This is a genomic window from Kribbella deserti (genome assembly GCF_042434725.1).
Classification (GTDB): domain Bacteria; phylum Actinomycetota; class Actinomycetes; order Propionibacteriales; family Kribbellaceae; genus Kribbella; species Kribbella deserti.
Window position 1 is genome coordinate 147,762 of the sequence record NZ_JBHLTC010000036.1, and the last position, 22,187, is coordinate 169,948.

The following is a 22,187-nucleotide window of genomic DNA, read 5'->3' on the forward strand; positions in this document are numbered from 1 at the left end:
GCTCAGGCTCCGATCCGGTAGAGCGAGTGGGTCCAGGTGAACTGCGAGTTGGACCGGTACCAGTTGTAGGTCGAGGTGTTGTAGCGCGGATCCGCGCGCCACGGGTTGTAGTACTGGATCGTGCTGTTGCCGGAGTCGTAGCCGTAGATGTCCATCATGTGCCCACCTCCGGACCGCCACAGGATCCGCGTCATCACCGGGCGGTTGGCGTCGATCTCGGCAGCGACGGTGCTGAAGCTGAGCGTGTTGCTGATGTAGTTGCCCGGGCTGATGCCGATGGCGCGGAATGCGCGCTGATCGTTGCCCAGGGTCGCCTGGTCGTTCGGGCAGGTCGCGTTCATCGAGTAGCCGAAGGCCAAGTTGCAGAACTGGTTCTGCGAGTAGCGGTAGCCGTAGTACGCGGCGATGGTGTTACCGGTCGCGGCCCAGCACCAGTTCGTCTTCTCCTGCGCCTGGCCGGTGATGTTCAGCGTACGGGCCGCGAGCGTGGTCGCGGCTGATGCGGGCTTTGCGGCCGATGGCGCAACGGGCCGTACGGCGGTCGGGGCGGAGGTGGTTGTCGCGGCGGTGGTTGTCGCGGTGCTGGTGGATGCCGCGGGGATGGTTGTCGCGGCGGTGGCGGCCGGGGTGATGGTGGCCAGGCCGAGCATTGTTGCCGTGAGCCACAAAGTGGCCCGGCGGGCGGTGACCCTCTTCATCGGGTCCTCCTTCACTGGGGCGGTGAGGGCCTCATCGTGATCGCCCGGCACCGCACGGACAACGGCTCGTTTCGGCCCGTTCGGCGGCTGTGAACGGCAACGCGACGTGAACGCGTCACAACACAGCGTTTCGCCCGCAGGTGTGAACGTTTACACTGACGCGAGCCGGTCTTCTCCCCCGTCGAGGCGACAATGAGGCAGATGCAGATCCACCTTCCGGATGCCGGTGCGGACGCGCCGTTCGCCGTCGCGCTGCGAGCCGCGATCACCAACCGCGGCCTGGCCCTGAACCGGATCCAGGCCAAACTCGCCGAGCGTGGTGTCCAGGTCGGCATCGCCACGCTCAGTACCTGGCAAAGCGGTCGCCGCCAGCCACGGCCGTCCTCGGCTTCGGTGGTCAGCGCGCTCGAGGACGTGCTGGAACTACCCGCGGGCTGGCTGACCGTCCGCATTCCCCCGGCGCATACCGAACCGCCCGCACGAGTTCGCCCGTACGCGGTGGTCGACTACGCCGCAGCGCTCACCCGCCTGCTGGACGACGTACGCCCCGAAGCCCACGGCAAGTTGCGAAGCGTCACCGTGGTCGAGGAGATCGTCATCGGCGCGGACCACAGTCTCGTCTCCAAACAGGTGGTCCAGTCGGTGGTGGCGGTTGAGGAAGCGGACCGCCAGATCGTTGTGCACCAAGGCGAACCTGGCTCCGACGCCACCCTGATCGCGCCCCGCGGGATGGCGGGCTGCCGAACCGGCCGAGTGGCCCGCGACGCCGAATCCAGCGCAGTCCTCGGCGAACTACTCCTCGACCGCACGCTGGCCGTCGGCGACACCGCGGTCATCCGCTACGCCATCGACGATCGAACCGGCGAACCCACGACCCAGTACTACCGCTTCCACGAATGGCCGGGTACGCACCACGTCCTCGAAGTCCAGTTCCACCGCGACGCCCTCCCGGTCCGCGTCGACCAGTTCCGCCGCCCCCACTCGAGCGCCCCCGACGCCGAACACCGCGAACTGATGATGACCCCCGACGGCCGCGTCCACGTAGTGGCCCCCTCCACCACCCCCGGCGTAATAGGCATCACCTGGGAGTGGGACTAACGCGTGTCCCACCAGGCGAGGATGCGGGTGGCGTGGAAGGTGAGCCACTTGGAGGGTTCGCCGGGCGGTACGTCGACTTCGAACCAGGCTTGTCCCGGGTGGCGGAGTTGCTGCAGCCAAGTGCCGTCGGACTGCCGAGCGGCCTGAACCACCTCGACGGCGTCGGCCAGTCGCGGGTCGGGTGAGGTGCCGTCGTGGATCGCTGCGGCCCGGAAGTGGTCGAGCGCCTTCAGCACGCTGTACGGCCAGCGGAAGGGATACGCGAACTCCGTGGCCCACGGTCCGACTAGCTCGCCGGTAGATCTCTTGCGAAGTAGACGCCGCTCCAGTAGGTATTCCTCGCCTGCCCGCCGTACGGCGCGTAGGTCGTCGGAACCACCTGTAGCGGTCTCGTAGTACAGCAGGCCGATCAGCGAGTTAAGCGTCGAGTGGAACGAGGAACGGGTTGAACCCGCCACCCACTCGCAGTTCCAGCCGCCTTCGGCCATGCGGTGTTCGACGAACCACTGGGCGATCTTGGAGACATCCGCGCCGAGCCACGCGCCGTTCGCGAGGGTGTACGAGTTGATGCAGGCATCTACCTCGCCATCCCAGTACGGACGATCCTGGTACTCCCAGCGGCAGTTGGCGGCGAGCAGTTCCGCCGTACCGGCCAGGGCCGCTGGATCGAGACCCCACTCGCGCAGCGCGTTGAGCGACCAAGTGGTGGCCGTCCACGGTTGCCCCTCGTCCGACGGCTCGAGGTCGAGAGTGCGGCCGGGGAAGAACGCGCCGCTGGCCCATTGCCCGTCAGGGTCCTGCACCGCGAGCAACCGCGCACCGAACCCTTCCGTCGCGATCCGGGCCCGCGTCGCCTCCCACACGTCTGGCGACGCGCCGACCAGATCGCGTTCCACCTGCCAACGCAGCGCCGGATCCGAGTCCAGCAACCAGTCGATCAGCGCAGAGTCATGCACCATGGCCGACAGGGTACCGGCCTCCGGACGGCTCGAACCGGGCCTCGAACGCAATCCCCGGCACAAGGCGGAACGGACGGTGTGATGAAGTCAGAACGCGACGAACTGGTGACGTTCTACCGGCGCTACCTGGCATGTTCCAACGAGCGGCGGTTCGACGACCTTGGCGAATTCGTCGACGAGAACGTACGGATCAACGGCAATCCCGCTGGTCTCAAGGCGTACGCCGACGGCCTACGCGAGGTGGTCGAGGCCTTTCCCGACTACCACTGGGACCTCCAGCACCTCCTCGTCGACGGCGACTGGCTCTCCGCCCACCTGATCGACACCGCCACCCACACCGGCACCCCCTTCCTCGGCATCGCCGCAACAGGCCGGCTGATCCGCATCCACGAACTCGCGATCTACCGCCTCGACAACCGGCGCATCATCGACTGCTGGGGCGACCTGGGCTCAGCTGCCCGCGACCACCTGACCCAAGGCTCCCCGCCTATCCCCGGTTAGCACGCGACGAACGCAAGCGCCAGATTCCGGCGTCCCGGCAAAGCCGACGGCCGGCCTCCCCGGTGGAGACCGGCCGCCCGCATCATCTATGGCCTGCCAGGTGGCCTCACCCGAGGACACCACGGCGGCCCGTCATCCCAGCTGGGCTTCCCACCTGGTCCCGGGCCCGGTCGCGCCGGCGGCGAGGCGGTCCCGGGCGGCGGTGTCGCCGTACATGGTCCAGTGGGCCCAGTTGATGACGGTCCCGCGGAACCGCTGGTCGTCCCAGAAGCTGCTGTGGCCGCCGCTGAGGAAGGTGAGGAACGCCTTGGGCCACCTCATTTCCGCGTACGCCTGCCGGGCCGAGGAGTACGCCGTGGTCGGGTCCTGATCGCCGTGGACGAACAGGACCTTGGCACGGACCGAGGCGGCGGGGTTGCCCATGTCGAGGCATGACTGCGGGTTGGCTGAGATGATCCGGCTGTCGGGCCAGCGGGTCAGCAGGCCGTGGGTGACCATGCCGCCCATGGAATGGCCGGACACTCCGACGCCGATGCCGGTGTTGATGTGGCCGGCCAGCGGTCCACTCCTGTTGAGGGCAAGGGTGTTGGTGATGATCTGCGAGACGTCCTTGGACGTGTTGCCGTTGTTGACATCGTTGAGGTTATGGATGAAGTGCGGAGCGGGCACGATGAAGCCGGCCGCGGCCAGGGCGGGACTGAACGTGGAGTTCTGCGGGTTACCGCCCAAGCCATGGGTGAAGTTGTAGACGGGGAAGACCCCGTTCGCGACCGGTGCGTTCGCCACCGGAGCGCCGCCGGGAGTGCCCGTGGCGGGATAGAAGATGTACGTAGTGCACCGACGGCTGCCACGAGTCCAGTCGTACCGGCGCACACCGACCGCGAACGGCGTGGTCGGCGCGGCCGCCACCGGCCCGGCGGGCGCCGCGCCGGCCGGACCGGCGCCAACCAGGGGCGCGACACCCGCGGTCGCGGCGGCGAGCGTGCTCAGCCTCAGGAACGTACGTCTTTGCAGCGACACGATCACTCCTTGCTGTAATAGTGAGGGCCGGAACAACAGCGGTAGAGCGGTGCTCAGCGGACGTGGATCTTCGGCTGGGGCGGGGTGCTCATGCCGTTGCCGAGGAAGAAGCTGGGGTGCGGGGGCTGGTTGTAGGACGTGTTCTGCCACGCGATGGCTACTCGGTACTGCGGATCGTGCAGCAACGTGTAGATCCGCCGGTCGGTCTGTGCGGTCGTGGCGTAGATACGCAGGGCGGCATTGTCGTCGCGGGGCAGAATGACCTCCTCGCGCCAGTCGCCGAACAGGTCACCGGACAGCGCCGGAGTGGCCTTGGTTCCGTTGATGGAGTGCGCGCCGGAACCGGTCATCAGGCGGGTGTCGGCGCTGGGGCCGTACTTGTCGACGTGGTTGCCGTCCAGCAGTTCGCGCACCGGGTCGCCGTCCCACCAGGCGAGGAAGTTCGCGCTGGCCGGTGCTCGTCCGACGCTGCCGCCGGAGGAGTTGAACAGGTTGGTCAGGCCGGTGCCCTTGCCCCAGAACTCGGCACCGGCGTTGCCTGCGTACACGTCACCTGCCACGCCGCGGGCTGGGCCCTCACAGTTGCAGGTGTTGTTCTTCTGCATGATGACGGCGCCGCTGTTGCCGTCGCGCAGCGTCGCGGCGGCGCCGGAGCTCTGCTCGTGGATCTGCCAGATCTCCTGGCCGGGGCGGCTGGGGACGAAGTCACTCACGTGCAGCGCGTCGCCGTGGGCGTAGAAGTTGGTGGTGTAGCGGCCAGTGCCGTTGGCGTTGATGGTCATGCCGCCGTAGATGACCTCGTCGGTGCCGTTGCCGTCGACGTCGGCGATGGACAGCGAGTGGGTACCCCGCCCGGTCCACTGCCGGCCTGCGCTGCTGGAGTCGAACTTCCAGCGCCTGGTGAGCCGGCCGTCGCGGAAGTCCCACGCCGCGATGGCGCTCTTCTCGTAGTAGCCGCGACCCATGATCACACTGGGCCGCTGCCCGTCGAGGTAGGCGGTTCCGGCCAGGAACCGGTCGCCCCGGTTGCCCTTGCAGTCACCCCAGTCGCAGATGTTGCCGCGGGCCGGCTCGAAGGCCACCGTTGACATGGCCGCGCCGGTGAGCCCGTTGAACATGGTCAGGTACTCGGGACCGGTGATGATGTAGCCGTCGCTGTTGCGGTGCAGTGCACTGCCGTTGCCGATCACCTGCCCGGTGCCGGAGACCGTACCGTCACCTGTCTTGACCGCGAGCTCGGCTCGGCCGTCGCCGTCGTAGTCGTACACCTGGAACTGGGTGTAGTGAGCGCCGGCGCGGATGTTGCGGCCAAGGTCGATGCGCCACAGCCGCTGACCGTTGAGCCGGTATGCGTCGAGGTAGACGTTGCTGGTGATGCCGGATTGCGCATTGTCCTTCTGGTTGCTCGGATCCCACTTGAGGAAGATCTCGAGCTGGCCGTCGCCGTCCGCATCACCGACACTCGCGTCACCGGCGGTGTAGCTGGTCCCGGGCCGGGAGATCGGCACGTCCAGGTAGTTGCCTCCGGTGAAGCGCAGCGACGGCTCGGACGCCGCCTGCTCGGTGCCGTTCACCACCGCGCGGACCGTGTACGACGCGTCCGAGGCCGCCCCCGAGTCCAGGTAGTTCGTCGAGTTGGTGATCGGCGTGGCGTTCAGCTTGGTGGTACCGCGGTACACGTTGAACGCGGTCGAGGCGGGCTCGTACCCGAACAGCCGCCACGACACCAGGTTGCCGGACCCGGAGCGCACACTCACCAGGCCGCGGTTCAGGTCCTCCACCTGCCGGCCCTCGCCCGGCGGATTCCCGCCGCCCGCCTCGAAGTCGAGGTAGTCGATGTTCGCCAGGCCGGCGGCGGTGGTCGGGCTCACCCGGATCGTGTTCGCGCCGGCGTTCACCGGCACGGTGAGCGTCTTCGTGCTCCAGGTGCTCCAGGCACCGGTCGGCTCGAACGCGACGCCAGGATGGGCGACCGCGCCGTTGACGACCACGTCGGCCGCACGACCCGCCGTCGCGCCGTTGGCGTACCGGATGGCGATGGTCGCCGTACCTGCCTCTGATCCGGTCACGGTGAACTGCGCTGCCGCGCCGACCGTGTTGTCGCCATTGCAGAAGCCGCTTCCGGAGTAACCGGCGTGATTGGACTCGACGACACCGGCACACGTGGCCGGCGCGCTCTCCGCCTCGAAACGCACGGCAGCGGCCGAAGCCGCCGGGAGGGCGACAAGGCCGGCGGCCAACGTTGCGGCAGCCACGCCCGCGGCAAGCACTGCGGTACGTCGTCGGCGCGCGAACATGATTGTTGCTGGGGGCAACTGAAGGTAGGACATGGTCGTGGAGCACCTCTTCCTCATCGGGGGCGGCGAAGAGTGTCAGGCGAAGCAAGGCTCGTGCAGTGATGACAAGTTGTGAACGTGCACAATCCCGCAATGGCCCATTTCTGCGCTGATTGAAGCGCACGTCAGGCAACATTTCAAGAGGAACTGCACGTACAACTGTGAGCGTTCACAGTCTCCGCGGCGCGCGCTACCGCTGCGGACGCGTCGATACGGCGCTAGCCCTGATTCGATTTCGTTGTCGATCTGCCGACGTCTCGGCTTCTGTCGTCCGCCGTAGCCATCCGCCGGAAGCGCCTGCCCAGCCGTTCGCCGTACTCCGCGCGGAGTACGGCGAAGTGTCTGCCGTGGCCAGACGCTGTCAACCCCGCCGGCTTGACAGCGTAATCGTCATGACTTCTCAACTACGGGCGCCCGACCGCTCCGGCGCCGATACCAGACCGAAGGGATCACGGACCAAGACCGTGGTGCCATGGCTCATGCTGGCTGTGTGGCTCGGGCTGGTGGTGGGCGGCCTCTCACTCGCCGGCAAACTCGACTCGGTAACCCGCGATGGCCAGGCCGACTACCTGCCGGCCAGCGCCCAGTCGACCAAGGTACTCCTGGCCGAGGCCGAGCTGCCCGGCGGCGAGAGCGGCCTGCTCGTGGTCGTGTACGAACGACCCGCCGGCCTCCAACCGGGCGATCGGGAGGCCGTCGTCCGCGGCCACACTGAGCTGGCCGAGCGATTCGGCAACGCCACCGCCGCACCGCCCGAGATCATCGACTCCGCGGACGGCACAGCCCTGATGTACGCGCTGCCGCTCGGCCAAGAGGCGATCAACGAGGAGGCCCGCGCCACCGCGGATGCGCGTGCCCTTCTCGCCGACCGGCCGAACGGCCTGAATGCCTATGTCACCGGTCCGGCCGCGCTAGGGGCCGACATGGACGAGGTCTTCGATGCCGTCGACGCTACGTTGATGCTCGCTACTGCCGTAGTGGTGGCGGTCCTGCTGATCCTGACGTACCGCAGTCCGCTGCTGTGGCTGGTCCCGCTCACGGCGGTCGGGGTCGCGGCGATCATGTCGATGGGTGTTGTCTACGCACTCACCCAGATCTTCGACCTCACCGTGACGAGCATGAGTTCGGCGCTGCTGATCGTCCTGGTCTTCGGCGCGGGCACCGACTACGCCTTGCTTCTCGTGTCTCGCTACCGCGAGGAGCTGCACAACCACGAGCGCCCGATCGACGCGATGCTGGCGGCGCTGCGTGGGGCCGGCCCGGCAATCCTTGCTTCGGCGGCGACGGTGGTGGCCGGCCTGTTGTGCCTGTTGGCCGCGGATCTCAACAGCACCAGCGGTCTCGGCCCGGTGGGTGCGGCGGGCATCGGGTCCACGCTGCTCGTCATGCTGACGCTTTTCCCGGCTCTGCTGGTGGTGCTCGGGCGCCGGGTCTTTTGGCCGTTCGTGCCACGACTCGGGGTTGAGCCACACGAATCTGGTTCTCGATGGGCCCGGCTTGGCGAGCTGGTTGCGCGCCGCCGCGTCGTCAGCTGGGCGGTGCCGCTGGTGATCCTGGGCGGTCTCGCGCTGGGCATGGTCGGCGCCAGCGGCTCGCTTCCGCAGCTGGACCAGTTCGCCCGTTCGACACCGGAGTCGGTGACCGGGGCGAAGCTGATCGAGGCGCGCTACCCCGACCAGAGCGGTCAGCCGCTCACCGTGATGAGTCGCCCGGACCACAGCCGCGAGGTGCTGGCCGCCGTCGAAAGGACCCCGGGGGTTGCCGAAGCCGAGATCGGCCGGACCAGTGACAACTGGGTGGAGATCTCCGTGATCCCGGTCGACTCGCCAGAAAGCGCGGGTGAGACGGCAACGATCAAGCGGCTGCGAGAGCGCGTGCACCAGGTCGCCGGCGCGGACGTGCTGGTCGGTGGGCCGAGTGCCGAAAAGCTTGACGAGGCCGAAGCCAACAAGAGCGACCGCAATCTGGTGATGCCGCTGATCCTGCTGGTGGTGCTCGCCATTCTCGCGCTGCTGCTGCGGGCGATCGTGGCTCCGCTGGTCTTGGTCGCCACCGTCGTGGTGTCGTTCTTCGGAGCCCTCGGACTGTGCAACCTGTTGTTCGAGCAGGTGCTCGGTTTCGCCGGGTTGGAGCCGTCGGTGCCGCTGATCGGGTTCCTCTTCCTGGTTGCGCTCGGGGTCGACTACAACATCTTCCTGATGACCCGGGTACGTGAGGAAGCCGCCCAGCACGGCACTGTCGAGGGCACGAAGCGTGGCCTCGCGGTGACCGGTGGAGTGATCACCTCGGCCGGCGTCGTGCTCGCGGCGACGTTCGCGGTGCTCGCCACGCTGCCGCTCGTCATGCTCGTCGAGATTGGGATACTGGTCGCCGTCGGCGTGCTCATCGACACCTTGCTGGTGCGGTCCATCGTGGTTCCCGCACTGACGATGTCGCTGGGTTCGCGGATCTGGTGGCCCAGCAAGCTCTGGCGCACGGGATAGGACTGTGTCGATGACGTGGTCGATGACACTGTGGGAACGATGATGGCGCTCCGTCCGTCAGTAGCCGATCGGCTGCTGGCGGCGGCGGCGTTCGTGCTTGGCCTCGTCGTGGCTCTGATGCTCCAGGCGGTCGATTTCGACGGCGAGCGAAGCGTGGATCTGTGGGCGATCGCGCTTCTGGGCGTGATGTCAGCGCCGTTGCTGGCCCGCCGGCGCCGGCCGATCCTCGTCGTCCTCGCGGTCCTCGCCGTGTCGACGCCTTACCACATCCTCAACTATCCCCATGAGGCCACGATGCCGGCCTCACTGGTGGCGGCGTTCGCGGCGGCGCGCTACAGCGCGCCACCGCGGCGGCCCGTCGCCGTCCTGCTGGCGGTGGCCGCGGTGACCGTGCCGGTCCTGGCCGACGAGGCGTCGGGGGCGCCTGCCGATGCCCTCCTCGGCGTCGGCTGGCTGTTCATGGCCTTCTTTGCCGGGCTGGCGGTCCGCTTCCATGAGAACTGGAAGGCCGCCGTCACCGCGCGGGTGGAGCAGGAGCGTGCCGACGAGGTCGAGCGGCGGGTCGCCGAGGAGCGGGTCCTGATCGCTGCCGAGCTGCACGACGTCCTGGCGCACGGCCTCGCGGTCGCGAACGTCCAGGCATCCGTCGCTGCGCACCTGATCGACCAGCTGCCGAGGCGCGGGGATGCGTCGCTGCAGGAGCTGTCCAGCACGCTGCACAACCTGTCGGACACGAGCCGGGCCACCCTCCATGAGCTGCGTGCCGTGCTGGACGTGCTGCATGGTGGCGACGCCGAGCCAACCGAGCCGGCGCCCCGCCTCGCCGAGCTGCAGCGTCTGGTGGAAATGGCCGAGGCGGCTGATGTCCGGGTCGACGTGGCGGCTGACGGGCTCCCGGACGAGTTACCGTCGACGGTGTCCGTCGTGGCCTATCGGATCATCCAGGAGTCGCTCACCAATGTCATTCGACACTCGACGGCCAAGCACGCGACCGTCCGACTCGACCAGTTCGGCCACCGGCTGCGGATCGCGGTCATCGATCACGGGCCTGCGCGACCGGAGTCGACCGTGACACCGGCCGGCTTCGGGATCGCCGGGATGACAAGGCGGGCACAGGCCGTCGGCGGCGAACTGTCCGCCGGCCCGGGCGAGTCCGGAGGGTTCGAGGTACGGGCCAGCCTGCCGCTGCCGGAGGTCTGGCGGGTGCCGTCGTGATCCGGGTCCTGCTCGCCGACGACCAGACCCTGGTGCGCGGCGCGTTCGCGCTGCTGGTCAACTCCGCTGGCGACATGGAGGTCGTCGGGGAGGCCGGCACCGGCGACGAGGCGGTGACGCTGACCCGGGACCTGTGCCCCGACGTCGTTTTGATGGACATCAGGATGCCGAGCACCGACGGCATCGAGGCGACCCGGCAGATCTGCGCTGACGACGCGAGCAGCAAGGTGCTGATCCTGACCACGTTCGAGACTGACACCAACGTACTGCGCGGCCTACGCGCGGGAGCGTGTGGATTCCTGCCCAAGGACACCCGTCCGGACGCGTTGCTGGCCGCCATCCGCACCGTCGCGGCGGGGGAAGCGCTGCTGTCGCCCGGCGCGACCAGGGCGGTCATCACCCGTGCGCTGAGTCGCCCGGACGCCCCCACGCCTGAGCGGCTGGCCAGCCTGACGGCGCGCGAACGCGAGGTGCTTCGGCTGGTCGCCACGGGCCGAAGCAACCAGGAGATCGCGAACGAGCTGGTCGTCAGCCCGCTGACCGCCAAGACTCACGTGGCCCGCATCCTGGCGAAGTTGGGCGCTCGCGACCGGGTCCATCTCGTGATCGCCGCGTACGAAGCCGGGCTCCCCTAGGCGCACTCGCACCGGTTGAAACACAAAAACCCGCAGGTCAGCACGACTTGCGGGTTCTTTGTTGCCTGGTGGAGCTGAGGGGATTCGAACCCCTGGCCTCCTCGTTGCGAACGAGGCGCGCTACCAACTGCGCCACAGCCCCAGGTCGTCGCTGCGTCCTTGCGACCGCAGAACTTTAACACGGTTTCCGAAGCCGCCTGACCACTGGGGTCCACTCCCGGGGGCGCCACGTGGCTCACCTGCTGGGACGGTCCAGTGGACGGCAAGACGCGACCACTCGCGGGAGATGAAAGGCGGTGGGTAGACGTGGCCAGTCGCGGCAGCAAGGTACGCGACGGCACCTCCCCGAACGGCCGACGCGGTACGGCGACCGGCGCCGCGCGGTACGGCGACCCGCCCGCGCGGTACGGCGACCTGCCCGCCCGGGAGCCCGGGGTGACTAACCCACCCCCGCGCGGTACGGCGCGGGGGTGGGGGCTAGTCGTTGACGGCGCGGGGGATTTCGGGGGTTTCGTCCTCGACGGCCGGGACGGGGTCGGCCACCGGGGGGTGGTAGACGGCGTGCTCGGGCTCGGGGGTGACTCGGGCGGAGGAGAAGACCTCGGGGCCGGAGAGGTTGACCGTGCGAACCGTACGGTCGGGGGCCTTCTCCTTGTGCACGTACGTCGGGAGGGTGACCGGGACCGGGTCCCAGAGGCCTTCGGTCGAGGGGGCCTCCGGCTCGGGCAGGCGGACCTCGATCGTCTCCTCGGCGTCAAGCACCGGAACCGAGACTGACGCGGCCGAGGTGGACGGGCCGGCCTCGTGGTGTTCGGCGCGGGCGCGGGCTCGTTCGACGTACTCGGCGTGGTCGCGGGCGTCACGCCGCTGCATCTTGCGGACCTGGGACCGGGCGACGAAAACGAACAGCACGATCAGGCCGCCGGGTACGCCGAGGGACCACCAGGGCACGATCGCGAACGAGGCCAGGGCGGTGAGCGACAGCAGTGACAGGGTCAGCATCGAAAGCACCCGCCGGCGCCGCATAGCGGCCACCCGGCGGGCTCGGTTGGATGCGGCCGAACGTCGCGGCGATGGCGGGCTGCCTTCAACCGAGTAACCCGGGGAGCCGGCCGTAGTTGTACCGGTGAAGCCCGAGGGGCGGACGACGTACCGGGCGCGGTCCTGGTCGTCGGTCTGGCGAGCCAGCACCCGGCGCTCAGGAGACGGCGAGCCGGAGGCACGCGGAGCCTCGTCGCTGCGGCGCAGCCACATCGGAACGAGGTAGGCAGCCCAGGCAGCGACGATCGCCACATAGATCAGCCCGGTCGTCCCCATGCCATGACGCTAAGACCCGGAACGGTTTCCATCCGGTACGTCGGGCGGTGTGTCGCAAGAAGACTCGTGTGACTGGTGTGAATAACACGGGCTGTGATCAGCTCAGTCTGGACAGCAATCCCGCGCCGACCTCTTCACGGTTGAGAGCGAAGATCCGGTGATCGCGCCACTCGCCATCGATGTGCAGGAAGGCGGGCCGCACTCCCTCGTCGCGGAACTCCAGCTTCTCCACCACCCGCAGACTCGCCTTGTTCTCCGGGCGGATCGCCACCTCGATGCGGTGCAGATCCAGCACGAACCAGCAGTGATCGGCGGCCATCGCGACCGCCGTCGGCACGATACCCCGGCCGGCCCAGGCCTCGTCGATCCAGTAACCCAGGTTGGCCCAGCGCGCCGAGCCGTAGGTGATACCGGACACGGTCAACTGCCCGACGAGCGGCCATTTGCCCTTGCCCTCGGTGGCTCCGCCGTACGTCAGGGTGAACGGCAGCATGCGTCCTTGCCGTGCCTGACGGTTCATCTCGCGTGCCATCGCGCGGAACGTCGGAGCGCCCGGATCGCCACCGGGCGGCTGCGTCGCGTCCCACGGGCGCAACCAACTCACATTGCGCTGGCGGACCGCACTCCACTCAGGGCCGTCACTCGTGCGCAAGGGCCGGAGACCCACTTGGCCGTGTTGCAGCTCCACGGGCCACCGGAAATCAGCCATCAGGCCAGGTCCGTCCGGACGTGATCGCCGCCGCCGACCTGGTCGACCGCGTGCGGCAGGATCGGCTCCAGTACCGCGAGGCCGTCCTTCACTCCCCCGCGCGAACCGGGCAGGTTCACGATCACCGTGCGCCCGGCGACTCCCGCGAGACCACGCGACAACGAGGCGGTCGCGATTCCTTTGGCCACGCCGAACGCGCGAATGGCCTCCGCGATACCGGGAATCTCCCGGTCCAGCACGCGTGCCGTCATCTCGGGCGTCGCGTCCGTCGGGGAAATCCCCGTGCCGCCGGTCGTCACCACCACGTCGTACGACGCGTCGACCGCCGCGCGCAAAGCCGTCTCCACCGCGGAGCCGTCGGGCACGACCTGCGGCCCGTCCACGGTGAAACCCCAACCGGACAAGGTGGTCGCGATCAACGGCCCGGTGGTGTCCTCATACACCCCGGCGGCCGCGCGGTTCGACACGCTCACCACCAGCGCCCGGGTCATCCGCGCTCCCAGTGGCCGGTTTTGCCGCCGTCCTTGGTCTCCACCCGGACGTCGGTGATGACCGCGGCAGGGTCGAGGGCTTTCACCATGTCGATGACGGTCAGGCCGGCCACCGTCACGGACGTCAGCGCCTCCATCTCGACGCCGGTCCGGTCGGTGGTCCGCACGGTGGCGACGATCGAAACGGCGTCGTCCAGCACTTCCAGGTCGACCTTCACGCCGCTGATCGAGATCGGGTGGCACAACGGAACCAGGTCGGGCGTGCGTTTGGCGGCCATGATGCCGGCGATGCGCGCCACGGCCAGGGCATCACCCTTCGGCACGCCTTCGCCGCGCAGCGCCGCGACCACCTCGGCGCTGACCAGAACCTTGCCGGAGGCAACGGCTTGGCGGGCGGACACCTCTTTGGCGGAGACGTCGACCATGCGGGCCGCGCCGGATTCGTCCACATGGGTGAGACGGCGATCGGTCACGAAGCCTCCTCGTCGAGCAGCCAGACCTCGGCGTTCTCCCCCGAGCGCATGCCGGTGACTTCCTCGGGTACGACGATCAACGCGTTCGCCCGGCTCATGCCGCCGAGCAGGTGGGAGCCGTGGCCGCCGACCGTACGGATCATCCAGCCGTCCTCGTTGCGGGAGGCGGCCGCGCGAACGAACTGGCGACGGCCCTTCGGCGAGGAGAAGTCGTCCAGCAGTACGCCGGTCACGCTTTGGCGCCGGTACGGCAGGCGGCCCATCAGTTTGCGCAGGGCCGGCCGGATGAAGACCTCGAACGACACGTACGCCGAGACGGGATTGCCGGGCAGGGTGAAGATCGGCGTCGAGTCCTCGCCGATGACGCCGAAGCCCTGCGGTTTGCCCGGCTGCATGTCGACCTCGGGGAAATCGATCGTGCCGGTCTTGCGCAGGACCTCCTTGACCACGTCGTACGCACCCTTGCTGACGCCGCCGGTGGTGATCACCAGGTCGGCCCGCACGAGCTGATCCGACAGCGTGTCCAGGAACTGCTTCTCGTCGTCGGCCACGATGCCGACCCGGTAGACGATCGCCCCGGCCTGCCGCGCGGCCGCCGCGAGGGTGTAGCTGTTCGAGTCGTAGATCTGCCCGTGCTCCAGCTTCGAACCGGGCTCGCGCAGTTCGGCGCCGGTCGAGATGACGACCACGCGCGGTCGCGGCCGGGCCATCACCCGGGACCGGCCGACCGCCGCGAGCAGCGCGAGCTGGCGCGGGCCGAGCGTGACGCCCTGGTCCAGCACGCGCTCACCGGCGCGGATGTCCTCGGCGGCCCGGCGGATGGAGTTGCCCACCGGGGGCTGGCGGTGGATCCGGACCGAAACGGCGCCGCCGTCGGTCCACTCGACCGGTACGACGGCGTCGGCGCCGCGTGGCATCGGGGCGCCGGTCATGATCCGGGTGGCGGTGCCCTGGGTGACCACCAGCGGGCGGCTCCGGCCCGCGGCGATATCGCCCATCACCGGCAACGTGATCGGGTCGTCCTCGGAGGCGCCGGCGAGATCCGCGGCCTGAACCGCGTAACCGTCCATCGCGGAGTTGTCGAAACCGGGCAGGCTGATCGCGGCGTCGACGTCCTCGCACAACACCAGCCCGAGCGTTTCCAGCAAGGGCTGCTCGAACGGCGGCAGCGGCGCGATCCGCTCCAGCACCGCCTGCAGGTGTTCATCGACGCTGCGCCTCATGCGCCGAACCCTAGCGCCTTGCGAGGACAGTTCAGGCCTCTGGGTGCGAGCCCCAGACCATCCGGACGTCCGGCGCCTTCTCCTCGTTGCCGGCCCCGTCCGTACGGCGGACCTCGGTGAAGCCGTGCGCAGCGTAGAACCGCTGCGCGGCCTTGTTCGCCTGGAACGTCCACAGGGCAAGCCCTCCGGGCCGCAGGTCCTTCGCGAGCTCCACCAGCATCGAGCCGATGCCCTGACCGGCGAATTCCGGTACGACGTACAACTGGTCGAGGTCGTCGCCGTCCAGCGTGAGCACGGCGACGATCCGGTCACCGTCGAGCGCCACCCAGGTCTGGGCGTCGGGCAGCAACACGTCGGCGAACCAGCCCCGAACCTCTTCGAGCGTGTGCACCGGTTCGGGCAGGGCCGGTGCGGCGGCCAGCCGGGAGGCCCACCAGGCGTCGGCCGCGTCGGCGCAGTCGGCCGGCTCCAGCGGCCGGACGAAGACCTCAGCCACGGAGCTCGGTTCCGTCCGGGATCTCCCGCCGCTCGCCCGCGGGCGCCTCGATCTCGACCTCACCGATCACGGTCACATCCTTGCCGAAGGCAACGTCACCACGCACCTCCAGGCGATCGGCCTTGACCAGCGACGGCGCCCCGGCCGGGAAACGGCTCTCGAAGTCCGCCAGGATCTTGAAGTACTGCGAATCGAGATCGACGTACGGCTCGTCGCCCTCGTGCGTCGTGGTCAGCTCGCCGGACTCGTCGAGCTGGTAGACGTCGGAGCGCAGCACGAGCAGGTCGTTCGTCGTCTTCACCGGCTTGAACCGGGACCGGTCCACGATCACCGCCTGCGAACCCTCGAAGGTCTCGATCGCCGTGCCCATAGCCGTCTCGAGCTGGATCACCTTCGGCGAAGCGGCGTCGGCCGGGTCGACCGTCTTCTTGTTCACGATGATCGGCAGGCCGAGCACACCGTCGTGACCGGCCATCAGTTCGGCCAGCCGGTCCAGGTCGATCCACAGGTTGTTGGTGTTGAACGTCTTGTGCCGGGTGACGTCCTGGAACGACGCGTTGTCGTCGGCATGGACCTGCGCGCTGTCCCGCAGGATCAGCCGGCCGTCGGACTTACGCACGGCGACGTGGCCGCCCTTGCGGTCGGACCGGGTCCGGCGGCAGACCTCCATGCCGAACGGCACGTCGTGCTCGGCCATCCACGCGGCGATCCGGCCGTCCGGGGTGGCGCCGAGGTTGTCCGCGTTCGAGACGAAGGCGTGCCGGAAGCCCTTCTCGCGCAAAGCGTCGAGCATGCCGGAGGCCACCAGCGCGGTGAACAGGTCGCCATGGCCGGGCGGGCACCACTCGAGCTCGGGATCGTCCGTCCACTCCACCGGCGTGAGGTCGTCGGCCCGCAGCTTGGGTTCCGCGTTCTGCAGGAAGTCCAGGTCCAGCCCGTCCACCGGCAGGTCGCCGTACTGGCCGAGCACGGCGAGCGACTCCTCGCGAGTGCGGAACGAGTTCATCAGCACGAGCGGCAGCGGTACGTCGTACGTCTTGCGCAGGTGCAGGATCTGGCGGGCGATGATGTCGAGAAAGCTCAGGCCGTCCTTGACCGGCAGGGCCGATTTCGGACCGGTCACGCCCATCGACGTACCGAGGCCGCCGTTCAGCTTGATCACCGCGGTCTCGGCCAGCGCCGCGCGCATCGCCTCGGTATCGGTGTCGAGGTGCTCCAGGTGCGGCAGCTCGCCGACCGGGTCGATCTCGGTCTCGCGGATGGTGCCCTGCTGCCCGGATTCGAGCAGTCCGTAGTAGTGGGCGAAGACCTTGATCGCGACCTCCGCGACCCCGGCCGACCGCATCTTCTCCGTCGCCTGGCGCAAACCGTCCTCACTCATGCCGCAACCCTAGTCAATCCGGGCGACGGAAGCGGCCGGAGCCTGTGCCCCGAGGCGGCCAAGGCGGACTGAGGCTAGCCGCCGACCTCGGTGATGGGCAGCTTCTTGTTCGGCGGTTCGTCCAGCCAGGTGCCGGTGATGACCCACTGACCGCCTTCGCGCTTGAGCGTGAAGCCGCGGTTCAGGCTGAAGTCCTGCTTGCTCCCGCCGGCTTCGGCGGTGGCGCCACCAGAGGGCAGGTAGAGCTTGGTGTTGTCGACGACGGTGGCCTTGGCCAGTTCATCGGTGATCTCAAGGGACTTGAGCACGACGTCGACCTCGGCCCGGGTGTGCGAATTGGCGGCCCGGCGCTCGTCCAGCTTCCGCGCGTGACTCTGCACGCCGACAGCGAAGTCGGGATCCAGTGGCGCGGTCGTCAGCGGCTTGCCGTTCATCGCGGTGCCCTCGTCGGTGACCCGGGTGGCCCGGTCCTTCAGGTACTGGGTGAGGACCGACTGCACGGCCTCGGTATCGGCCTTGCTCGGCCCGGAACCACAGCCGCCGGCGACGAGCAGCACCAGCCCCGCCAGCAACGCCATCCCCCGAACGCGACGCAGCACCAACAACACCCTTTCACCTGAGAGGAGACGGGTACCGCCAGCCCCGTCACCGTGTACGCCCCTTACTGTCCCCGAGCCGACCCCGATCTGCGGAGCCGAACCGGCCAGGAAGTCACATAATTCGCACGGATTTAAGGTAAGGACATGCGTACTGCACCGTACCCATACCGTGCGCACTCATTCAGGCACAACGCGTACTGATGCCCGAAATCTTCCCGGCTACGATCAGCCGCGTGGACTCTCCCGCGCTCGCCAAGGCGTCCCGCCGCAAGGACCTGCTCGCCGTACGGCGCACGCTGACCCCGGCCGAGGTGGCCGCCGCCGGGGCGGATCTGCTCACCTCCGCCGAGGTCAGGCCCGAATTCCAGGCGGCGGGCTGCGTCGGGCTGTACGTGTCGATGGGCACCGAGCCGGACACCTCCGCGTTGATCGAGGCGTTGCGCGCCCGCGGCGTTCGCGTCCTGCTCCCGATCCTGTACGACGACAACGATCTCGGCTGGGGACCGGCCGAATCGGGCCTGCATCCGGGCCGGCTGGGACTGACCGAACCGGCCGAGGACCTCGGGCCGAACGCGATCGCGGCGGCGGAGCTGGTGATCTGCCCGGCGCTGGCAGTCGACCACGCGGGCGTACGCCTCGGGCGTGGCGGCGGCTCGTACGACCGGGCGCTGGCCCGCACCGGGGACGTGCCGGTCTGGGCCGCGGTCTACCCGGGCGAGTGGGTCGAGGCCCTGCCGCGGGATGCCCATGACCAGTACGTCGACGCCGCCCTCACCCCGTCGGGTCTGCGCCTGACGACCCGGACCGGCTAGGGCTCACCGGTCGGTCAGCTAGCCAGCGGCTTTTGACCACACGGTCGTGTCAGAATGCCCGCCATGACCGAGTACCTGACCGCCGACCAACTGACCGCCCGTACCGAACATGCCATCGCCACCGCCGCCGAAGCGGCCCGTGACCTCGGCGTGGAAGTGACGGACCCGACCGCGTTGTACGACGCGTTCTCGGTGGTCGTACATCTCAAGCCGTCCCCCGTGGTGGCCCGTATCCCGATCGTGCTGCCGCCGGAGTACGACCCCGCAACGCAGGCCGGCCGCCAGCGGACCGAGCTGGACGTGGTCGCGTGGCTGCTCGGCCAGGGTCACCCGGTGGTACCGCCGAGCCCGCTCGTACCGCTCGAACCGGTGCGCCGCGACGGCCTGTCGATGACGTTCTGGCAGTACGTCGAGGTGGCGGGCGAACCCGACTGGGCGGAGAACACCCGGCGTTCGGCCGACCTGCACCAGGCTCTGGCGGAGTACCAGGGCGCACTGCAGTGGATGGCGCCGATCAACAACGTCGTACCGCAGGCGCTCGCGGCTCTCGAGGGCAAGCCCGAGCTGCTGGACCCGGCGGATCTCGACCGGGCCAAGCGCGAGTGGGAGCTGCTCGAGCCCGTACTCGGCAGCCGGGCCGGGTGGGAGCGGGAGTTCCCGACCGCGACGGTCCAGCCGATCCACGGTGACGCACCGGCGTACAACATGATCATGGTCGGCGACGGCGCGCTGTGGGCCGACTTCGAGGACGTGACGGCCGGACCGGTCGAGTGGGACTTCGCGCTGTTCCCGCCGGAGATCGCCGAGCTCTACAACGAGGCGGCCGAGAAACTCGGGATGCGCGGTCTCGACGAGCGGGCGCTCGCCGTGATGGGCGCGGCCCGGAACCTGCAGGTGGTCGCCTGCATGCCACTGGTTCCGCAGTTCCCCGCGCTGGGTGAGGGGCTCCAGCCCGTCATCGACGGATGGCGCGCCTCACCGCTCGCGGGTGGTCTGGCGGACTGACGGCTATCTGGGGCCTGGCGTGAGCGTGAAGGTGTGCTCGCGCCGGGCCTCGACCGCGCCCCGGGTGAACGCCCAGGGCAGGGTCTCGCCCTTGACCCAGAGATCCGTCTGATCGGTGTAGTTCGGGTGGTACGCGTGGCCCGATACCCCGGTCAGATTGATCCAGCGGGAGTTGTCGAAGTTGTCGAGGTCGACGACCATGCGCATCGACGGCACCGAGGTGACGGTGTAGCCCTTGGCGGCGTTCCAGCTGACCGCGTTCACGACCGAGTTGCCGCCGCCGAGCTCGTACGGCCCTCGGTTGAACAACCGGTCGACCGCGCCGATACCGGACCTGCCGAGCGTCTGGTTGGTCAGCGTCAGCTTGTGCAGCCGGCCCCACTCCCAATTCTCCGGGTCGCGGGCCATCGCCTTGGTGATGTCGCTGCGGGCGTTCACCATCGCCTCGCGCAGCACGTCGTCGCGGCTCTCGCGCTGCGGCGTGCCGAGATCGTCCCACCAGGCGTTGTTCGGCTCGTCGGCCAGATCCCGCATCACCTCGAACCAGCGCGAACCACCGTCCGGCCAGATCGACTCGGGCAGCTGGTCGTGGAAGGTGAGCGCGAGCACGTTGCGCCAGACGATGTTGAAGTACGCCGCGGCGGCGGAATCGGCCGGCTGCTGGAAGTCCCAGCCGCGCAGCACGTCCTGGCCCTGCCGGACGAAGTCGTCGGGAATGCTGATGTCCAGTAGATCCGGGACCAGCAGCTCGGCGTTCGCGTTCTTGTTGTCGAGCTGGATCGCGGCCATCGCGTTCGGATCGAGCTTGCCCCCGGACTTGATCCGGTCGAGGATCTGCTGCGAGCGGTAGCCGTAGTCCCAGTTACCGCCGAGGCGGCGCGGATAGTCCTGCGGTACGACGGCCTGGTTCGCCGTGACGATGATGCCGTCGGCCGGGTCGAACTCCGTCGGCAGTTCCTCGAACGGCAGGTAGCTCTTCCAGTCGTAGTTCGGGTCCCAGCCGAGCGACGGCCAGTCGCCGGGCACCGAACCGCCGTCACCCTTGCCGCGGACCGGGATCTTGCCAGGCGCCTGGTAACCGATGTGGCCTTCGCGGTCGGCGTACACGAGGTTCTGCGCGGGGGCTTCGAAGAGCTTCGCGGCGGCCCGGAACTCGGTCCAGTTCTTGGCCTTGTTGAACCCGAAGATGGCGTCCGCGGAACGGCCCGGCGTCAGCGCGGTCCAGCGCAGCGCGACGCCGTACGTCTCGGTGCCGAAGCGCTGCGCCTTGCCCTTGCCGAACTCGGTCGACAGCTGGCCGGTCTCGCGCGCGTCGGTGGAGATGTCCGAGATGAGCGGGCCGTGCTTGGTCACCCGGACGGTGATCTTCTCCGGTTCGTCCCGGCCGGCCACCTTGAACGTCTCGGTCCGGACCTCCTCGAACGGCACGACCTTGCCGTTGTACTGGGTGCCGTTGGTGCGGACCTTCTCCAGGAACAGGTCGGTCACGTCCGGGTCGAGGTTGGTGAGACCCCAGGCGATGTTGTTGTTGTGGCCGATCACCACGCCGGGCACGCCCGCGAAGCCGAAACCGCTCACCTCGAACGGGCACTCCGCCTTGATCGTGCGGCAGTGCAGCCCGACCTGGGACCACACGCCGGGCATCGTCGCGCCCAGGTGCGGGTCGTTGGCCAGCAGCGGTTTGCCGGTGGTGGTGTGGTCACCGGAAACGACCCAGGAGTTCGAGCCGATGCCGTCGCCCTTGCCGAGCAGATCCGGCAGGGACTTGGTGATCTTGTCGATCCGGTCCAGCGACTTCGTGAGGTTCTGGTCGTCCAGCGACTTGCGCAGGGCCGGATCGAGCGCGCCGCGGCGGCTGGTGTTGACCGGCGGCTTCGCGTTCACGAACTTACCGTTGCTGACGTTGCCCGCCTCGACGATCGGCGCGTTCCGCTCGAACGGGTACGGCGGGTAGAGCTTGTTGATCTGCGGCAGCGACAGGATCGTCGCCATCCGCGTCCGGGCGATCTCGTCGTCCATATTGCCGGCCAGGTCCCAGGCCATCGCCTTCAGCCAGGCGAGCGAGTCCGCCGCGGTCCACGGCGCCGGGGTGTACTTCTCGCCCTTGAGGCTCAGTACGGCGTACTCCAGGGAGACGCCGGAGCCCTGGTTCTGCTTGAGATAGGCGTTGACGCCCTGCGCGTAGTCCTCCAGGTAGGCCCGCGTCGTCGGCTGCAGCAGCTTCAGCTCGCGCTCGGCCACCCGGCGCCAGCCGAGCGTCCGGACGAACTTGTCGGTGTCGAGCGCTTCCGGGCCGACCAACTCCGACAACCGGCCGGCCGTCACGTGGCGGCGGAAGTCCATCTCGAAGAACCGGTCCTGGGCGTGCACGTAGCCCTGCGCGGCGAACAGATCACCGGCCTTGTCGGCGTAGATCTGCGGAATGCCGTTGGCATCGCGAACCACCTCGACATCGGCGTCGAGCCCGGGCAGCTCGGCCGAGCCGTCGTACGACGGGAACGAGTGGCGGACAACGAAGACGCCGGTACCGGCGATCACCACCAGCAAGATGGCAAGCGCGATACCGCTGATGACTGAGAGTCGGAACAGGCGGCGCACGGACCCAACCGTAGAGACAACGCCGGTCACACCCCAAATGGACCCGTCCGATCAGCCCTCCGGGCGTGGCGCCCCACCGGCCTTTTACGGCTGGCTGGGCGCTCAGATTGGAATAGTTCGCCTCCGTGGCGCATTATT

General features: G+C 68.7%; 20 protein-coding genes and 1 tRNA gene. 7 read left to right on the forward strand and 14 right to left on the reverse strand.

The annotated features are described in order from the left end of the window. Positions 1-2: 2 nt before the first annotated feature. Positions 3-698, reverse strand: a complete 696-nt coding sequence (locus ACFFGN_RS27490) for a papain-like cysteine protease family protein (protein WP_380053063.1) — start codon at positions 696-698, stop codon at positions 3-5. Between the two features lie 201 nt (positions 699-899). On the opposite strand from ACFFGN_RS27490, the gene ACFFGN_RS27495 reads away from it, so the two are divergent. Continuing rightward, complete coding sequence (locus tag ACFFGN_RS27495; RefSeq protein ID WP_380053065.1) at positions 900-1,796, forward strand: hypothetical protein; 897 nt, start codon at positions 900-902, stop codon at positions 1,794-1,796. On the opposite strand, the gene ACFFGN_RS27500 is transcribed toward ACFFGN_RS27495, so the two are convergent. Beyond that, positions 1,793-2,755 carry a squalene cyclase gene (locus ACFFGN_RS27500; protein WP_380053067.1) on the reverse strand — a complete coding sequence of 321 codons (963 nt, stop codon included), beginning with the start codon at positions 2,753-2,755 and terminating at the stop codon, positions 1,793-1,795. The genes ACFFGN_RS27495 and ACFFGN_RS27500 overlap by 4 nt on opposite strands. 81 nt (positions 2,756-2,836) lie before the next feature. Here ACFFGN_RS27500 and ACFFGN_RS27505 point away from each other — a divergent pair, with 81 nt between their 5' ends. Beyond that, positions 2,837-3,256, forward strand: a complete 420-nt coding sequence (locus tag ACFFGN_RS27505) for an ester cyclase (protein WP_380053069.1) — start codon at positions 2,837-2,839, stop codon at positions 3,254-3,256. A 132-nt stretch (positions 3,257-3,388) separates the two neighbouring features. On the opposite strand, the gene ACFFGN_RS27510 is transcribed toward ACFFGN_RS27505, so the two are convergent. Both ACFFGN_RS27510 and ACFFGN_RS27515 read right to left on the reverse strand, forming a co-directional pair. After that, positions 3,389-4,276, reverse strand: coding sequence for an alpha/beta hydrolase (locus tag ACFFGN_RS27510; RefSeq protein ID WP_380053071.1), 888 nt, complete (start codon positions 4,274-4,276; stop codon positions 3,389-3,391). A 53-nt stretch (positions 4,277-4,329) separates the two neighbouring features. Beyond that, positions 4,330-6,606, reverse strand: coding sequence for a rhamnogalacturonan lyase family protein (locus ACFFGN_RS27515; RefSeq protein ID WP_380053073.1), 2,277 nt, complete (start codon positions 6,604-6,606; stop codon positions 4,330-4,332). 398 nt (positions 6,607-7,004) lie between these two features. Here ACFFGN_RS27515 and ACFFGN_RS27520 point away from each other — a divergent pair, with 398 nt between their 5' ends. The 3 genes from ACFFGN_RS27520 to ACFFGN_RS27530 are packed head-to-tail and all read left to right on the forward strand — an operon-like array spanning position 7,005 to position 10,945. Further along, positions 7,005-9,095, forward strand: a complete 2,091-nt coding sequence (locus ACFFGN_RS27520) for an MMPL family transporter (protein ID WP_380053075.1) — start codon at positions 7,005-7,007, stop codon at positions 9,093-9,095. Positions 9,096-9,134: 39 nt separating this feature from the next. Further along, positions 9,135-10,310, forward strand: coding sequence for a sensor histidine kinase (locus ACFFGN_RS27525; RefSeq protein ID WP_380053077.1), 1,176 nt, complete (start codon positions 9,135-9,137; stop codon positions 10,308-10,310). After that, a complete protein-coding gene (locus ACFFGN_RS27530) occupies positions 10,307-10,945 on the forward strand; it encodes a response regulator (protein ID WP_380053079.1) in 639 nt (212 codons plus the stop codon). Before ACFFGN_RS27525 ends, ACFFGN_RS27530 begins: the two co-directional genes overlap by 4 nt. 66 nt (positions 10,946-11,011) lie before the next feature. Here ACFFGN_RS27530 and ACFFGN_RS27535 read toward each other — a convergent pair. The 9 genes from ACFFGN_RS27535 to ACFFGN_RS27575 form a co-directional block, all read right to left on the reverse strand. Beyond that, positions 11,012-11,087, reverse strand: a tRNA-Ala gene (locus ACFFGN_RS27535). Positions 11,088-11,422: 335 nt separating this feature from the next. Next, positions 11,423-12,262: a divisome protein SepX/GlpR gene (gene sepX / locus ACFFGN_RS27540; RefSeq protein WP_380053081.1), complete on the reverse strand. Its 840-nt coding sequence runs from the start codon at positions 12,260-12,262 to the stop codon at positions 11,423-11,425. A gap of 97 nt (positions 12,263-12,359) precedes the next feature. Further along, on the reverse strand, positions 12,360-12,971 hold the full coding sequence (locus ACFFGN_RS27545) for a GNAT family N-acetyltransferase (protein WP_380053083.1): 612 nt from the start codon (positions 12,969-12,971) through the stop codon (positions 12,360-12,362). Further along, positions 12,971-13,462 carry a MogA/MoaB family molybdenum cofactor biosynthesis protein gene (locus ACFFGN_RS27550; RefSeq protein ID WP_380053085.1) on the reverse strand — a complete coding sequence of 164 codons (492 nt, stop codon included), beginning with the start codon at positions 13,460-13,462 and terminating at the stop codon, positions 12,971-12,973. Before ACFFGN_RS27550 ends, ACFFGN_RS27545 begins: the two co-directional genes overlap by 1 nt. Beyond that, positions 13,459-13,935, reverse strand: coding sequence for a cyclic pyranopterin monophosphate synthase MoaC (moaC, locus tag ACFFGN_RS27555; RefSeq protein WP_380053087.1), 477 nt, complete (start codon positions 13,933-13,935; stop codon positions 13,459-13,461). The genes ACFFGN_RS27550 and moaC overlap by 4 nt, the downstream gene beginning before the upstream one ends. Continuing rightward, entirely contained in the window at positions 13,932-15,158 is a 1,227-nt protein-coding gene (glp, locus tag ACFFGN_RS27560; RefSeq protein WP_380053089.1) for a molybdotransferase-like divisome protein Glp, read from the reverse strand. The genes moaC and glp overlap by 4 nt, the downstream gene beginning before the upstream one ends. 31 nt (positions 15,159-15,189) lie before the next feature. Continuing rightward, entirely contained in the window at positions 15,190-15,654 is a 465-nt protein-coding gene (locus ACFFGN_RS27565) for a GNAT family N-acetyltransferase (RefSeq protein WP_380053091.1), read from the reverse strand. After that, positions 15,647-17,035, reverse strand: coding sequence for a UTP--glucose-1-phosphate uridylyltransferase (locus ACFFGN_RS27570; protein WP_380053093.1), 1,389 nt, complete (start codon positions 17,033-17,035; stop codon positions 15,647-15,649). The genes ACFFGN_RS27565 and ACFFGN_RS27570 overlap by 8 nt, the downstream gene beginning before the upstream one ends. Before the next feature lie 74 nt (positions 17,036-17,109). Then, positions 17,110-17,634 (reverse strand): hypothetical protein, encoded by a 525-nt coding sequence (locus tag ACFFGN_RS27575; protein WP_380053095.1) that lies wholly within the window; start codon positions 17,632-17,634, stop codon positions 17,110-17,112. 233 nt (positions 17,635-17,867) lie between these two features. Here ACFFGN_RS27575 and ACFFGN_RS27580 point away from each other — a divergent pair, with 233 nt between their 5' ends. Both ACFFGN_RS27580 and ACFFGN_RS27585 read left to right on the forward strand, forming a co-directional pair. Then, positions 17,868-18,446 carry a 5-formyltetrahydrofolate cyclo-ligase gene (locus tag ACFFGN_RS27580; protein WP_380053097.1) on the forward strand — a complete coding sequence of 193 codons (579 nt, stop codon included), beginning with the start codon at positions 17,868-17,870 and terminating at the stop codon, positions 18,444-18,446. A 63-nt stretch (positions 18,447-18,509) separates the two neighbouring features. Beyond that, positions 18,510-19,451 (forward strand): aminoglycoside phosphotransferase/kinase family protein, encoded by a 942-nt coding sequence (locus tag ACFFGN_RS27585; RefSeq protein ID WP_380053099.1) that lies wholly within the window; start codon positions 18,510-18,512, stop codon positions 19,449-19,451. Positions 19,452-19,454: 3 nt separating this feature from the next. On the opposite strand, the gene ACFFGN_RS27590 is transcribed toward ACFFGN_RS27585, so the two are convergent. After that, positions 19,455-22,049, reverse strand: coding sequence for a penicillin acylase family protein (locus ACFFGN_RS27590; protein ID WP_380053101.1), 2,595 nt, complete (start codon positions 22,047-22,049; stop codon positions 19,455-19,457). Between the last annotated feature and the right edge of the window lie 138 nt (positions 22,050-22,187).

Excerpts from the sequence above, each read along its gene's own strand:
- ACFFGN_RS27490 (WP_380053063.1), bottom strand. The coding sequence starts at position 698 with ATGAAGAGGGTCACCGCCCGCCGGGCCACTTTGTGGCTCACGGCAACA.
- ACFFGN_RS27495 (WP_380053065.1), top strand. The coding sequence starts at position 900 with ATGCAGATCCACCTTCCGGATGCCGGTGCGGACGCGCCGTTCGCCGTC.
- ACFFGN_RS27500 (WP_380053067.1), bottom strand. The coding sequence starts at position 2,755 with ATGGTGCATGACTCTGCGCTGATCGACTGGTTGCTGGACTCGGATCCG.
- ACFFGN_RS27505 (WP_380053069.1), top strand. The coding sequence starts at position 2,837 with ATGAAGTCAGAACGCGACGAACTGGTGACGTTCTACCGGCGCTACCTG.
- ACFFGN_RS27515 (WP_380053073.1), bottom strand. The coding sequence starts at position 6,606 with ATGTCCTACCTTCAGTTGCCCCCAGCAACAATCATGTTCGCGCGCCGA.
- ACFFGN_RS27520 (WP_380053075.1), top strand. The coding sequence starts at position 7,005 with ATGACTTCTCAACTACGGGCGCCCGACCGCTCCGGCGCCGATACCAGA.
- ACFFGN_RS27525 (WP_380053077.1), top strand. The coding sequence starts at position 9,135 with ATGATGGCGCTCCGTCCGTCAGTAGCCGATCGGCTGCTGGCGGCGGCG.
- sepX (WP_380053081.1), bottom strand. The coding sequence starts at position 12,262 with ATGGGGACGACCGGGCTGATCTATGTGGCGATCGTCGCTGCCTGGGCT.
- ACFFGN_RS27545 (WP_380053083.1), bottom strand. The coding sequence starts at position 12,971 with ATGGCTGATTTCCGGTGGCCCGTGGAGCTGCAACACGGCCAAGTGGGT.
- ACFFGN_RS27550 (WP_380053085.1), bottom strand. The coding sequence starts at position 13,462 with ATGACCCGGGCGCTGGTGGTGAGCGTGTCGAACCGCGCGGCCGCCGGG.
- glp (WP_380053089.1), bottom strand. The coding sequence starts at position 15,158 with ATGAGGCGCAGCGTCGATGAACACCTGCAGGCGGTGCTGGAGCGGATC.
- ACFFGN_RS27570 (WP_380053093.1), bottom strand. The coding sequence starts at position 17,035 with ATGAGTGAGGACGGTTTGCGCCAGGCGACGGAGAAGATGCGGTCGGCC.
- ACFFGN_RS27585 (WP_380053099.1), top strand. The coding sequence starts at position 18,510 with ATGACCGAGTACCTGACCGCCGACCAACTGACCGCCCGTACCGAACAT.